At 63.6% G+C, this 12,497-nt stretch carries 13 protein-coding genes; 5 read left to right on the top strand and 8 right to left on the bottom strand.

All coding sequences use genetic code 11. The annotated features are described in order from the left end of the window. Nucleotides 1-133: 133 nt before the first annotated feature. The 3 genes from IPK69_06505 to IPK69_06495 are packed head-to-tail and all read right to left on the bottom strand — an operon-like array spanning nucleotide 134 to nucleotide 2,646. On the bottom strand, nucleotides 134-415 hold the full coding sequence (locus IPK69_06505; protein QQS10267.1) for a hypothetical protein: 282 nt from the start codon (nucleotides 413-415) through the stop codon (nucleotides 134-136). An 8-nt stretch (nucleotides 416-423) separates the two neighbouring features. Continuing rightward, entirely contained in the window at nucleotides 424-1,323 is a 900-nt protein-coding gene (locus tag IPK69_06500; GenBank protein ID QQS10266.1) for a cation transporter, read from the bottom strand. Nucleotides 1,324-1,338: 15 nt separating this feature from the next. Beyond that, complete coding sequence (locus tag IPK69_06495; GenBank protein ID QQS10265.1) at nucleotides 1,339-2,646, bottom strand: diphosphate--fructose-6-phosphate 1-phosphotransferase; 1,308 nt, start codon at nucleotides 2,644-2,646, stop codon at nucleotides 1,339-1,341. Nucleotides 2,647-2,988: 342 nt separating this feature from the next. Between IPK69_06495 and IPK69_06490 the strand changes: the two genes are divergently transcribed. Together IPK69_06490 and IPK69_06485 are read left to right on the top strand one after the other, a co-directional pair. Beyond that, nucleotides 2,989-3,636: a DVUA0089 family protein gene (locus IPK69_06490; protein ID QQS10264.1), complete on the top strand. Its 648-nt coding sequence runs from the start codon at nucleotides 2,989-2,991 to the stop codon at nucleotides 3,634-3,636. 627 nt (nucleotides 3,637-4,263) lie between these two features. Further along, nucleotides 4,264-5,034 carry a hypothetical protein gene (locus IPK69_06485; protein QQS10263.1) on the top strand — a complete coding sequence of 257 codons (771 nt, stop codon included), beginning with the start codon at nucleotides 4,264-4,266 and terminating at the stop codon, nucleotides 5,032-5,034. A gap of 113 nt (nucleotides 5,035-5,147) precedes the next feature. On the opposite strand, the gene IPK69_06480 is transcribed toward IPK69_06485, so the two are convergent. Then, complete coding sequence (locus IPK69_06480; GenBank protein QQS10262.1) at nucleotides 5,148-6,299, bottom strand: phosphoribosylformylglycinamidine cyclo-ligase; 1,152 nt, start codon at nucleotides 6,297-6,299, stop codon at nucleotides 5,148-5,150. Between the two features lie 146 nt (nucleotides 6,300-6,445). Between IPK69_06480 and IPK69_06475 the strand changes: the two genes are divergently transcribed. Together IPK69_06475 and IPK69_06470 are read left to right on the top strand one after the other, a co-directional pair. After that, entirely contained in the window at nucleotides 6,446-7,594 is a 1,149-nt protein-coding gene (locus tag IPK69_06475; GenBank protein QQS10261.1) for a methionine adenosyltransferase, read from the top strand. A 164-nt stretch (nucleotides 7,595-7,758) separates the two neighbouring features. Continuing rightward, complete coding sequence (locus tag IPK69_06470) at nucleotides 7,759-8,634, top strand: hypothetical protein (GenBank protein ID QQS10260.1); 876 nt, start codon at nucleotides 7,759-7,761, stop codon at nucleotides 8,632-8,634. On the opposite strand, the gene IPK69_06465 is transcribed toward IPK69_06470, so the two are convergent. Further along, entirely contained in the window at nucleotides 8,631-9,476 is an 846-nt protein-coding gene (locus IPK69_06465; GenBank protein QQS10259.1) for an LON peptidase substrate-binding domain-containing protein, read from the bottom strand. The genes IPK69_06470 and IPK69_06465 overlap by 4 nt on opposite strands. A gap of 97 nt (nucleotides 9,477-9,573) precedes the next feature. Here IPK69_06465 and IPK69_06460 point away from each other — a divergent pair, with 97 nt between their 5' ends. After that, nucleotides 9,574-10,695, top strand: a complete 1,122-nt coding sequence (locus IPK69_06460; protein QQS10258.1) for a DNA adenine methylase — start codon at nucleotides 9,574-9,576, stop codon at nucleotides 10,693-10,695. 11 nt (nucleotides 10,696-10,706) lie between these two features. Here IPK69_06460 and IPK69_06455 read toward each other — a convergent pair whose 3' ends face one another. From IPK69_06455 to IPK69_06445, 3 genes are read right to left on the bottom strand one after another with little or no spacing between them, the layout of a single operon-like run. Continuing rightward, complete coding sequence (locus tag IPK69_06455) at nucleotides 10,707-11,099, bottom strand: DUF86 domain-containing protein (GenBank protein ID QQS10257.1); 393 nt, start codon at nucleotides 11,097-11,099, stop codon at nucleotides 10,707-10,709. Next, nucleotides 11,089-11,394 carry a nucleotidyltransferase domain-containing protein gene (locus IPK69_06450; GenBank protein ID QQS10256.1) on the bottom strand — a complete coding sequence of 102 codons (306 nt, stop codon included), beginning with the start codon at nucleotides 11,392-11,394 and terminating at the stop codon, nucleotides 11,089-11,091. Before IPK69_06450 ends, IPK69_06455 begins: the two co-directional genes overlap by 11 nt. Before the next feature lie 39 nt (nucleotides 11,395-11,433). Then, entirely contained in the window at nucleotides 11,434-12,465 is a 1,032-nt protein-coding gene (locus tag IPK69_06445; protein ID QQS10255.1) for an HD domain-containing protein, read from the bottom strand. Nucleotides 12,466-12,497: the final 32 nt, after the last annotated feature.

The following is a 12,497-nucleotide window of genomic DNA, read 5'->3' as shown; positions in this document are numbered from 1 at the left end:
GAATGAGGACCGTGGAGTCGGTGAAGACTCCGAGTGGCACGCAGAATGGGCACCGTGTAGACGAGTGGTATCGACGGGCGTTGCTACCGGGCAAGAACACCCGCCTCGGTGAGGCGGGCCACCTGGAGTTGGACTAGTCGTTGAGGTGGATGGGGAGGCCACACTCGGGGCAGCGGTTGTCTTCGGCGTCTTTGAGGTCGTAGTTGCAGTTCTGGCAGCGGGTGGGGCGTTGGATGGCTTTGGGGCCTGGGTCGTCCTGGATCTGGCGGGTGACACGGAGGGCGTAGATGATGGCGGCGATGGCAAGGACGAGGACGAAGGGGAGGACCGGCGGGAAGAGCCAGAAGGCGAGCATGAGGGCGACAAAGAAGACGACGGGGATGAGGATCCAGAAGGGGATGGGTTTGTCGTCCATGGTGGCTCTCAAAGGTGATTGTCCGGCCTTGGTACTGCGGGTTCGACGTGGACGAGCACGTGGAAGACGGCCGGAATAGCCTCGCGGATACTCGCCTTGACTCGACCGGCGATGGCATGGCCTTCTTGAACAGTGGCGTTGGGTTCGACGTGGATGTGCATGTCGATCAGAAAACCTCGGCCGCTCTTTCGGGCGTGAACTTTCTCGATCAGTCGGACACCATCGCTCTTTGCAGCGATGTGCTCAACCTTGCTGGCGATGCTTGGAGAATCCGCGTCGAGGAGCTCGCGGAGATTCGGCGTGATGAGTCGATACGCGGTCCAGAGGATGATCAGAGCGGCAAAGATGGCCGCGACCTCGTCCGCCAGGACAAGGCGCGGCGCGTCGAGGAGCGATGGACCGACGACCGCGATGAGTATCCCGAAGAATGCCGCGGCGGAGGTGATGGCATCGGAGCGATGATGCCAGGCGTCCGCGCGTGCCGCATCGGACTCGAATGTGTCGGCACCGCGAACGATGAGCCGGAAAAGGGCTTCCTTGACCACAATTACCACGATGAGAACGGCAAGCGTCCACGGTGCCGGAGGTGTGTGTGGTGTAAGAAGTTGGGAGGCCGCACGGACGGCGATGACGATCGCGGCGAGAACGAGGAGAAGTCCGACGGCGATGGCGGCGATCGCTTCGGCGCGGCCGTAGCCATAGGGGTAGCGTTCGTCGGGCCTTCGGCTTCCGACGCGCAAGCCGAACCAGACGATGCTCGACCCCACGGAGTCGGCAAGAGACTCAACCGCGTCCGCGACGAGTGCGCTGGAATGACCGAGGAGTCCCGCGACCAGTTTCCCGGCCGCGAGTGCGACGCTGGCGGCAAGTCCGACCAGTGTGTTTCGCTGAAGAGTGGCGGTGGACATGCGAGACGAGTGTGATCAGAGACGTTCGAAGCCTGGGAGTGGGCCGACGAGGGGGAGGCAGTATTCGATAAACTTTCGTGAGACGTTGTTGTGCCCGTTGATGAACTCTTTGGGGAGGTGTCTGGTCTTGGCGGCGACGGCGGAGAGTTCGACACGTTTGAACTCGCTGACGTAGGGCTCGCTCCCGCCGAAGACGGTGGAGCCTGAGGAGGTTCGAGCGATGGCGATGCTGGCGTCGTGGATGCCGGCGAGGGCGAGTTGGGCGGCGAACTGGCCGACGCGGCGGGCCTCGATGCGGTCGATGGGGCTTGGGTCCGGCCAGCATCGCTGGACGTATCCGAAGGTGTCGGCGCGGACACGTGGGGGTTTGCCGCCGGCGGGTGTGAGTTTGTCTTTGAGGTAATCGCCCAGTTGATCGCCGAGGGCACCGCTGCCGGAGAGTTGGGCGTTGCCGTGGGCGTCGACCTGGGCGTTCTTGATGAGTGTGGCGGCGATGGGGTTGTGGTCCTTGTCCTGGATGCCCTCGCTGACGGCGATGTGGCAACGGCCCTTCTTGGAATAGACGGCATCGACATCGGCGACGAAGCGGTCCATGTCGAAGGGGACCTCGGGGAGGTAGATGAGTTGGGGGCCATCGGTGCTGGCGCCCTCGAGGTATTCGTCGCGGTCATGGCGTCGGGCGAGGGCGCTGGCGGCGGTAAGGAATCCGGCGTGGCGTCCCATGATGACGTTGATCTTGATGCCGGGGAGCGAGATGTTGTCCATGAAGTCGGCCATGCAGGCCATGGCGACGAAGCGGGCGGCGGAGGGGAAGCCGGGGGTGTGGTCGTTCTCGACGAGATCGTTGTCCACGGTTTTCGGGACGTGGAAGCATCGGAGGTCGTAGTTGGAGTGGACGGCCATCTCGCGGACGATGCGGCAGGTGTCGCAGGAGTCGTTGCCACCGATGTAGAAGAAGTAGCGGATGTTGTTGGCTTTGCAGGCGTCGAGGATTTGTTCGCAGTAGGCGGCGTCGGGTTTATCGCGGGTGCTGCCCAGGGCGGCGCTGGGGGAGAGGGCGAGGCGGTCGAGGCGGTCCTGGTGGGCGGTTGTGAGGTCGTGGAAGTCGGACTTGGTGAGGCCGCGGACGCCATGGCGCATGCCGAGGATCTTGGGGACGATGCCGGCGGCATGGAGTCCAGCGCAGAGGGACTCGACGACGCCGACGAGGGACTGGTTGATCACGGCGGTGGGGCCGCCGGACTGGCCGATGACGGCGTTGCCTTTGGGGAGTGAGGCGGTCGGGGCGATGGATTCGGACGTGGCGGTCTTGCTGGCGGACATGGCGGCTCCGGTGGGGCGCGGCGTGTGGGTTTGAGTGCAGTGATCGTACGGATTCTCGGGCGTTGGTGTAGGTTGGACATGCTTGAAGAGTGTGAAGGTAGAAGAGGAGGCACAGGTGAGACCCCTATGCCACGAGATGGGGTTGGGGGTCTGCTTGTTGGGACGTGTGGTGGTCGTTGCAGGCGTTGCAGAGCGCACAGGCGGCAGGGCTTGGAGATGAAACGGTTGCATGGTGCGCGGTTGAATCGGAGATTCCCCGTGCCGAGGGCTGTTCGTGCCGGGGTCCGGATGTGTGCCGGGGCGGCTGGGGCGGTTGTCGGCGGGTTGAAGGGGGAGTGGAACATGTCGACGCGAGCGCGTGTGATGGCGGGTGTGATGGGGCTGGCGCTGGTAGCCGGTGCTCGCGGTTCGATTTGGGTGGAATCGTCGGATGCGGGCGCGTTGCCTTCGTTGGACCAGATGACGATCGGCGTTGGGTCGCTCGACTCGATCGAGGGGATGCTGACGGATCGGTCGGACGTGGACATGTTCCGCATCACGATTACCAACACGTCGCTGTTCACGGCGATGGTGACGAGCACGTCGCAGGACACACAGTTGTACCTGTTCACGACGGACGGGCACGGCGTGGTGATGAACGACGACGATCCGACGGGCGGCGGGTCGCTCCAGTCGCGAGTTGATGGCGCCTATGTGCCAAGCCTGGGGACGTACCTGCTCGCAATCACGCGGTACAACCGGGACCCGCGGGACTCGAACGGTCGGAGTTTGTGGAGGGATACGCCGTACAACACGATCCGGCAACCGGACGGCCCTGGGAAGAACTCGGTGATCACGAGTTGGTCGACGACGACGGCGGGAACGGGCGGGGCGTACACGATCGCGATGACGGGAGCGTCGTTCGCGGTAGCACCGTCACCAGGGTCGCTGGCGTTGCTTGGGTTGGGCGGGATGGTGATCCTGCGGCGGGGGCGGGGCGGGGTTGTGTGAGTGGTATGGCAGGATCCGACGGTCATGGTTTGAACGCGAGAAGTCATGATTCGTGAATGGAATGGATGGGGTCAACCGCTCGGGATGAGAACCGTACAGTGAGGCATGCGGTACGCTGTCTTGTGTGTGATCCTGGGTGTGGTATGCGGACTTTCGCGCGGGGGAGAGCCGTTTGATTTTTCCGTGGCGTCGGCACGTCGTGTTGATGTGGTGATGATCGGGGACTCGAACCAGGTGCTGGGTGGGCACGGTTGGGACGAGGGGTACGCGGCGGTATTATCGGAGCGATATGGGCAGTTCGCGACGGGTCTGTTCTCGGTGGGGGAGAACCAAGGAAACGGTTCCGGATCGGGGTATGGTGCGAGGGTCCTCTGGACGACTGGTCGGCGCAATGTTCGATATCAAGTAGGCCCTGAGGCTTTGCAGCGATATCTGCATGTGGAGCGTGAATATCACTACGCGAACTCGCTGGAGGTGTTCAAGGGTCGGATCGGATCTCTTCCAGGTCCAGGGATGACGGTGTCGTCGGGATCAGCACTTCACCATGATTCGCGGCTTCGATTCTGGTACTCGTACGGCACGTATCCGTATGGTTCGGGTCGGTTTTGTCCAACGATCCGTCGGGACGTGCCACCATATGACGTGATTGCACGATCTGATCCGATCCAGACTCTCGGCGCATGGGGGGCGCACATCGGATGGTTGGATGCCGAGTCGTCGGAATCCGGGGCGCGTGACGACGAGTTGGGGTTTTATCTGTACAACAATCAGTCGCCGTTGGTTTCGCCGGCGATATTTTATTATGTCCGTGTCGAGGATCGGACGCTCCGACGCGGGACATCGGTGAGCACGCTGTGCTACAGCGGTGGGGTGTCCTCTCGTGGCGTTGCGGTGGCGCTGAGAACCATGAAGGACGACATGCTCGGTTTGTACTTCGACCACATTGTTCGGGCGAATCGGACGGGCGAGATCGTGGTGCGAATCTGTGAAGGGTATAACGATCTTCACGAGCCGAGTCGATCGGTTGGACCTGCGGGCGTTGTTCCTGGGAACTCCGGGGCTGCGTTTGCGGACAACACTGTGGCGATGATCGATCGACTTCGTGGTTTGTTTGAGCGCCGCGGGTATGGTGTGGATCGGTTGCACTTTGTGATTACCACACCACCGCCGACGTCGACACCGAATGATCCGATGTTATTGGCGTATGAGCAGGCCGCGGCGGGTATTCCGTTGCTGGTGCCTGACGCCTCGGTCCGAGTGGTTGTGCTCTCTTCGCTGACGACGGCGGAAGAAATCGAATCGTCAGGGTATCGGCTGGAGCCTGAGTCGCCGTATCACTTGACGCGTCCGGGTTATATCGAGATGGCGCGGCGGGAGATTGACGCGCTCACGAACTAGCAACCGTTTCCTTCTCGAGTGCGGAGCTGGAGTAGACACACGCGGGCTGCCTGCCTCACGGGAATGGGTTGTCGTCGAAGCTCCACGGGGGAGCGTGGGTACCTAGGGCCGAATCAGACGAAGCGGACGGCGCCCTCGGCGGACGTTGACTTGGCGCGGACGACCTTGCCGATGACGTGGACTCGCTCGCCGAGTTTCTCGAGTTTGTCCATGATGGACTGGGCGAAGGCGGGTCGGACGATGACGCAGTAGCCGATGCCCATGTTGAAGACGCGCCACATTTCTTCCTCTGGTACGTTGCCGTGGTCTTGGAGGAAGGAGAAGAGCGCTGGGCGTGGCCAGGTTGAGCGATCGACGAGGGCATCGAGACCTTTGGGGAGCGCCCGGCAGAGGTTGCCCGCCATGCCGCTGCCGGTGATGTGGGCCATGCCGCTGATGACGTTCTTGACGCGGTAGCCACGGAGGAGTCTGGTGATGCTCGGGGCGTAGAGGCGAGTAGGGGTGAGGAGGACCTGGCCGAGCGGTCGAGTTGGATCGAGAGTTGGCTCGGGCATTTTGAGATCGAGCTTGGACTCTCGTTGGGCCTTCTCGATGATCTTGCGGACGAGGGTGTAGCCGTTGCTGTGGATGCCGTCGGATTCGAGGCCGAGGATGACGTCGTTGGGCTTGACGCGTGTGGGGTTCTGGGCTCGTTTGAGGTCGACGACGCCGACGCAGAACCCGGCGAGGTCGAAGTCGTCTTTGGAATAGACATCGGGCATGTGAGCGGTCTCGCCGCCGAGGAGGGCGGTGTCGCAGGCCTTGCAGGCGTTGGCGATGCCCTCGACGAGTTGGTGGAGGAAGACGTTGTCGAGTTTGGGCGTGGCGATGTAGTCGAGGAAGAAGAGAGGCTCGGCACCCTGGACGACGAGGTCGTTCACGTTCATGGCGACGAGGTCGATGCCGACGGTGTTGTAGATGTTGAGGTCGCGGGCGAGGAGGACCTTGGTGCCGACGCCGTCGCAGCAGGCGACGAGGACGGGATCCTTGTAGTTTCGTGCGAAGAGTTTGGCGTTGAAGTCGAGTCGGAAGAGGCCGGCGAATCCTCCGGGGTTGGGGATGACGCGGGTGGTGTGGGTCTTCTTGAGCATCGAGTCGAGGGACTCGGTGAAGGCGTCCTTCTGGTCGATATCCACTCCCGCGGCGGCGTAGGTGAGGGCGTTGGGCGCGGCTGGTGTGGACTTTCTGGGACGTTTGGCGGCGGATCGGGTGGAGGGCGAGGGCATGGGGGAGGGTAGTGGGGCTGTCGCGGGGTGTGGATTTGTGGATGGCAGGGTGGTGATGGAGTTTCTACACTTGTGGCCCCCGCGTCGGCGGATTGGCGTGGGCGTTTTCCAGAGTGTTTCTGCACAGCACGAAGAGAGGTGTGGGTATGTCGCGCACGCGTTTGTTCACGTCGGAGTCGGTGTCGATGGGTCACCCGGACAAGGTTGCGGACCAGATCTCGGACGCGATCCTGGACGCGATGCTGGAGCAGGACCCGTACTCGCGAGTGGCATGCGAGACGATGTGCTCGACGGGCATGGTGGTCGTGGCGGGCGAGGTGACGACGAAGGCGTATGTCGAGATTCCCGACCTCGTGCGTGAGACGATCAAAGCGATCGGCTACACGAGCGGGGATATGGCGTTCGACTATGAGTCGTGCGCGGTGCTGAGCAGCATCAAGCGTCAGAGCCCGGACATCGCGATGGGCGTGGACCGCGAGGGCGCGGGCGATCAGGGGATGATGTTCGGGTTCGCGTGCAGGCAGACTCCGGAGTTGATGCCGCTGCCGATTCAACTTGCCCATCGATTGGTGGAGCAGCAGGCGTCGGTTCGTCAGCAGGGGATCATCCCGGGGCTGCGGCCTGACGCGAAGAGCCAGGTCACGGTGGAGATGGACGGGAGCAAGCCGGTCCGCGTGGACACGGTGGTGCTCTCGACGCAGCACGACAAGACGTGGAACGAGCGTCAGGACGCGCTGAAGAAGGCCGTGGAAAATGAGATTTTGAAGCCGGTGCTCAAGGACTGGTGGAATCCGGGGATCACGGTGCACGTGAACCCGACGGGGCGGTTCGAGATCGGCGGTCCCCATGGCGACTGCGGCCTGACGGGGCGGAAGATCATCGTGGACACGTACGGCGGGTATGGCCGCCACGGCGGCGGGGCGTTCAGCGGAAAGGACCCGACGAAGGTCGATCGCTCGGCGGCGTACATGGCGCGGTACATCGCGAAGAACGTCGTGGCGGCGGGGCTTGCGGATGAGTGCGAGATCCAGTTGTCGTACGCCATCGGTGTCGCCGAGCCGACGAGTGTGTACGTGGAGTGCTTCGGGACGGAGAAGGCAGACCCGGCGAAGATGAGCAAGGCGATCCGCGAGGTCTTCAAGTTGACGCCCCGGGGGATCATCGAGACGCTGCAGTTGCGCAAGCCGATCTATCGGCCGACGGCGCGGCATGGTCACTTCGGGCGGCAGGCGTCGGGCGACTTGTTCACGTGGGAGCGGACGGACAAGGCGGAGAGCCTGAAGTCGATGTGCTGAGTGAATGGTATTGAGTGTGATCGAAACGAGGCCGTCCCGTGTGGGGCGGCCTTGTTGATTTTGATGAGGGGTCGTTGTTGAGCACGAGAGGTTTCTGAACGCTAACATCCGGTGCGAACATCTGACTTCCCGGAGGGTGCATGAACGATTCTGCGAGATCGTCAATGGAAGGATTTGGCGAACTGCTGACGTCGCGATCAAAGGGGCCTGGGCAGAGGCTCGTATTGGGGATTGTGGGGATCGTGCTTGGTTTCACGGCGCTTGGGTTTGTGATGACGGCGATCGCTTCGTCGAGTGCGCCGAGCACGCCTGGCGGCACGCCGTTCACGATGGGGCCTCGTGTGGTGGTCTTCGTGCTTGGGTGTTTGGGGTTGTGGTTGTCGTGGTTGGCGATGCGCGGGGTACTTTCTCGGTATCACTTCTTTGAGCGTGGGGTCACGCGGACAATGCTGGGGCGTGTGGTGCAGGCGGTGGAGTATGAGCGTGTGGCGGGGTTGTGGTACACGGTGACGCGAAGGTATCGCAACGGGATCTATATGGGGACGGATGTGGAGTTGGTGGTGGAGCCGTTGTCGGTGGGCGGGGTGAAGGCGAAGAAGATCTCGTATTCCGGTCGGCACAAGGAGAAGCCCGACGGCGTGCTGTCGCGGACGTTCCTGGCGAAGAACTTCAAGGGCGAGGATGAGTTGGACGCGATCAAGAACGTGATCGCGGGGGTGATCGTGGAGCGGTGGATGCGGTCGGGTGAGTTTCGCGAGGACTGGACGGGGGCGGCGGTCTTGACGCCTCGCGGCGTGGAGATCGTGACGGGCCAGCGGAAGGGGATCGTGGTGCCGTATTCGGGCGTGGAGGGGATGTCGGACGACGGGGAGTATCTGAAGGTGCACATGCCGGCGTTGATGGCGGTGCCTTTGGGAAAGTTCAATCCGGACTTCATCATGGTGCAGAAGCGCGGGCGGAACTGCTGGGCTGGGATTGAGTTGGTGCGGGCGATGCAGGCGGCGGGGGAGTCGACGCCCGGGGTTGCTGAAACTCGTTAGTTCCAGGTGCAGCCTTTGGGGAGTTGGTCGCCGGCGACGGCGTCGTGCTGGGTCTGCGCCTTGGTGATGAGTCGGGAGAGGTGGTCGAGTTCGTGGAGGATGAGGTTTGCGCGTTCGAGGGCGGCTGGCTCTTCGAGGAGGCGGTAGCGCAGGGTCTGGGGCTGGACGAGGCTGAAGGCCACGAGTTCGAGGACGGCGGTCAACGGAATCTCAAAGTTGCGGACGTAATCGAGGAGCGAGCCGGCGATGTTCATGCGCAGGAGGGGGCCTGTGGAGAGCAGGTCGTCGAGTTTGGAGCGGACGTCGGCGAGGTCCTGGTGCTCGTCCTGGTTCTGGGGCTGCTCGATGCCGACGGGTTCGAGGATGGCCTCGCGGTAGTGGACGCCGGGCTCACCGTGGCCTGGTTCGCCTGGTTCTCGGCGGTCGCGGACGGGGAGTTCGCGGAGGATGCGCGCGCGGCAGATGCCCTGGACGATGATGTTGTAGCGGCCGTCGGGGAGTTTTTCGTGTTGGACGATGTGGGCGATGCAGACGGCGGGCTTGAGTGGTGGTCGGGCGTGGTACTGGTCTTTCCACTCGTCGCCCTCGAACGTGGCGAGAGCGAACTGGCCATTGGTGTCGAGGACATTCTCGACCATCTGGCGGTAGCGCGGCTCGAAGATGTGCATGGGGAGGACCTGCTGGGGGAGCAGGGCGACCTGGTCGAGGGGGAAGAGGGGCATGGGCCGGCCGAAGTTGACCTGGATGGAGTGCTCGGCGGGGTTTGAGGGCTCGCCCATGTCTTCGGCGTCGTGATCGTCGTCGAAGGGGTCGGTGGGGTTGTCGTGGGGCGAGTCGGTCACATGGGATCGTAGGGAATGGGGATGGACAATCGCGAGTTTTGGGTGTGCGGGGCGGTCGCGTCCGATAGATGGGACCGGCGATGGGTGTGGCGATCTCATGATCAAGTACCTTGGCTCGAAGCGGCTGCTGATACCGACGATTCTGGAGGGCGTGCGTGGCGCGGTCCTGGAGTCGAGAGGTGGGCGTGCGCACGCGCTGCGGCGCGCGGGTGGCGGGCTGACGGTGCTGGATTTGTTTTCGGGGACATCACGCGTGGGGCACGCGCTCAAGCGTGAGGGGTATCGCGTGGTGTCGAACGACCATAACGCGTACGCGCACACGCTGGCAACGTGCTATGTGCAATCGGACGCGCAGGACGTGCTCGATGACGCTCGCCTGCTGGTGCGCGAGTTCAACGCGATGGAGGTGCCGGTCGGGGGCGGCGGGTACATCACGGAGACGTTCTGCGAGCGGTCGCGGTACTTCTCGCCGAGGAATGGGGAGCGGATCGATGCGATCCGAGAGGCGATCGCGAGGAAGGGTTTGGAGCCGGATCTTGAGGCGGTGATGCTGGTGTCGCTGATGGAGGCGGCGGATCGGGTGGACTCGACGACGGGGGTGCAGATGGCGTATCTCAAGCGGTATGCGGCCCGGGCGGCGAACCGGCTGGAGTTGCGTCTGCCGGACGTGTTGCCGCGTGCTGTGGGGGGGAAGGGCGAGGCGCACAAGATGGAGGCGCTAGACGCGGCGAGGGTGCTCTCTGCGGACGTGGCGTATCTCGATCCGCCGTACAACCAGCACTCGTATCTAGGGAACTATCACGTGTGGGAGAGCCTGGTGGTGTGGGACAAGCCCGAGGTGTACGGCGTGGCGTGCAAGCGGGCGGATTGTGTGTCGAGGCGGAGTGTGTTTAACAGCAAGCCACGGGCGGCGGCGGCGCTGCGTGAGGTGATCCGGGCGATCGACGCGCGGGCGCTGGTGGTGTCGTTCAGCGATGAGGGGTTTGTGTCACGCGAGGAGATGGAGGGGATGCTGCGCGAGTGGGCGGGGACTCGGGTCTCGCGTGGAGTCGGCGGAGGGGTGGTGCGGACGGTGGCCGTGCCCTCGAAGCGGTATGTGGGAGCGAAGATCGGGATCCACAACCATCGGGGCGAGCGCGTGGGGAAGGTGTCGCACGTGACGAACACAGAGTTCGTGTTCACGTGCGTGCGTGAGGCGTCGCGGTTGTGCGTGGCGTAGGGCGGAGCCGATCAGCCGGGGGAATCGGGTGGGCAAGCCGCGAGGGCTTGCTCGAGAGCCACGATGAGTGCCGGCAGGTCATTGCGAACAGTGGCGACGAGTTGTGCGACGTCGATGCCCCAGTAGACGTGAACGACGATGTTGCGCATGCCGATGATGTCCCTCCACGGGATCGATCCCAGGCGTGCGCGTGCCTCGGGTGATAGCCGGACGGCGGCCTCTCCGATCTCGGTAAAGCAGTTCACGAGTGCGCGGGAGCGGAGCATGTCGTCCTCGAGCGAGCGTGCGTCGAGATCGGCGACGATGGTTTGTGCGTCGCGAGAGGACTGGAGCATGTGCACGAGACGGCGACGGTCGTTCGGGTCGGGAACGCTTGTCAGTGGTGGAGTCGAATCAGGCGGCATCGAGCGCTCGAGCGTGGGCGAGGAGTTCCGGGCGATCTTTGGATGGAACCCCCGTTAGCAGCGTGAGGTGGACCTGTCTTCCGAGGATTTCGGCGAGGTCCATCTGTAGGCCGCCGAGCGCGAGGAGGCCTGCGGGTTTGGCGGGATCGGTCTCGACGAGCAGGTCGATGTCGCTGTCGGGGGCGAAGCGATCGGTCAGGATGGAGCCGAAGAGATAGAGACGTTTGACGGCGGCGCGTCGGCAGGCGTGACCGATTCGATCGTGGTCAAAGGTGATACCGTGGAGAACCAGCATGGTCTCATTGTATTGCGAAGGGATGCCAGGGGCGTCGAACTATTTCTGCAACGGATCAGGTCTGTAGAGTTTGGTGGAGAGGGCCCACTGTTTCTCGGTGAAGTTGCCGTTGAGTTCCTGGGCGTGATCCGGGCGGGCGGCGGCGAGTGACATCGTGGTCTTGGCGTCGAGATTGTCGAGCATGGAGACGAGGATGGCCTCGGGGGTGGCGGGGATCTTCGCGGCGCCGAACTCGGGCTCGCCGTGGTGCGAGATGATGATGTGCTGGAGGACGGTCAAGAGCCCCGGCGGGAGTCGGAGGCCTTGCTCCTTCATGACGAGTTGGGCCTTGTCGTGGAGGATGATGGCGCCCTCGACGATGTGCCCGATGAGTTCGCCGCGATCGGAATAGGAGAAGGCTCGGTCGAAGACGAGTTCGCGGGTCTTGCCGAGGTCGTGGAGGAAGAGGCCGAGGAGGACGATGTCGCGATTGATCTTCGGGTAAAGGGGGCAGACGCGGTTGGCGAGGTCGAGGAGGGTGAGGGTGTGCTCGAGCAGGCCGCCGAGATAGGCGTGGTGCATGCTCTTGGCTGCGGGCGCCTGGCGGAACTCACGCATGAGGAACTCGTCGTCGAGGTAGGCCTTGGCGAGGGCCTTGGCGGCGGGGTGCTCGAGCGTGCCAAGGAGTCGCGAGACCTCGGCGAACATCTGGGCGATGTCGCGCTTGGTCGTCGGGAGGAGCTCGCGCATCTGCTCGGGCGTGGGCTCGGCGGGATCGATCTGGTGGATGATGAGTTGGAGTTCGCCCTGATACGCCTGGGTCTCGCCCTCGACGCTGACGAAGCCGTCGACGGGGAGCCTTCGGAAGGTGGGCTCATCGATGGACCACATGCGCGCGGTGATGTCGCCGGTCTTGTCGCCGAGGATGCAGCGGAGGTAGGGCTTGTCGGTCTTGGTCCGGCCGAGTTGGGCGTTGGCGATGGAGAAGAGGCCGTTGACCCTCTGGGAGGGCTTGAGGTCGGCGATGAAGCGTTGGGTGGATGGGGCTTGGCCGGCGAAGAGTGGCGATGCGGGTTGGGTCGGGGTTGGCATGGGCGATTGTAGAGAGGCGTGGCGGCGGGCCG

The sequence above is a fragment of the Phycisphaerales bacterium genome, from assembly GCA_016699835.1.
In the GTDB taxonomy this organism is placed as follows: domain Bacteria; phylum Planctomycetota; class Phycisphaerae; order Phycisphaerales; family UBA1924.
Note: the sequence above shows the minus strand (reverse complement) of the source record. Positions and strands in the feature narration are given on the sequence as shown.

Excerpts from the sequence above, each read along its gene's own strand:
- IPK69_06505 (QQS10267.1), bottom strand. The coding sequence starts at position 415 with ATGGACGACAAACCCATCCCCTTCTGGATCCTCATCCCCGTCGTCTTC.
- IPK69_06500 (QQS10266.1), bottom strand. The coding sequence starts at position 1,323 with ATGTCCACCGCCACTCTTCAGCGAAACACACTGGTCGGACTTGCCGCC.
- IPK69_06495 (QQS10265.1), bottom strand. The coding sequence starts at position 2,646 with ATGTCCGCCAGCAAGACCGCCACGTCCGAATCCATCGCCCCGACCGCC.
- IPK69_06490 (QQS10264.1), top strand. The coding sequence starts at position 2,989 with ATGTCGACGCGAGCGCGTGTGATGGCGGGTGTGATGGGGCTGGCGCTG.
- IPK69_06480 (QQS10262.1), bottom strand. The coding sequence starts at position 6,299 with ATGCCCTCGCCCTCCACCCGATCCGCCGCCAAACGTCCCAGAAAGTCC.
- IPK69_06475 (QQS10261.1), top strand. The coding sequence starts at position 6,446 with ATGTCGCGCACGCGTTTGTTCACGTCGGAGTCGGTGTCGATGGGTCAC.
- IPK69_06470 (QQS10260.1), top strand. The coding sequence starts at position 7,759 with ATGGAAGGATTTGGCGAACTGCTGACGTCGCGATCAAAGGGGCCTGGG.
- IPK69_06460 (QQS10258.1), top strand. The coding sequence starts at position 9,574 with ATGATCAAGTACCTTGGCTCGAAGCGGCTGCTGATACCGACGATTCTG.
- IPK69_06455 (QQS10257.1), bottom strand. The coding sequence starts at position 11,099 with ATGCCGCCTGATTCGACTCCACCACTGACAAGCGTTCCCGACCCGAAC.
- IPK69_06450 (QQS10256.1), bottom strand. The coding sequence starts at position 11,394 with ATGCTGGTTCTCCACGGTATCACCTTTGACCACGATCGAATCGGTCAC.
- IPK69_06445 (QQS10255.1), bottom strand. The coding sequence starts at position 12,465 with ATGCCAACCCCGACCCAACCCGCATCGCCACTCTTCGCCGGCCAAGCC.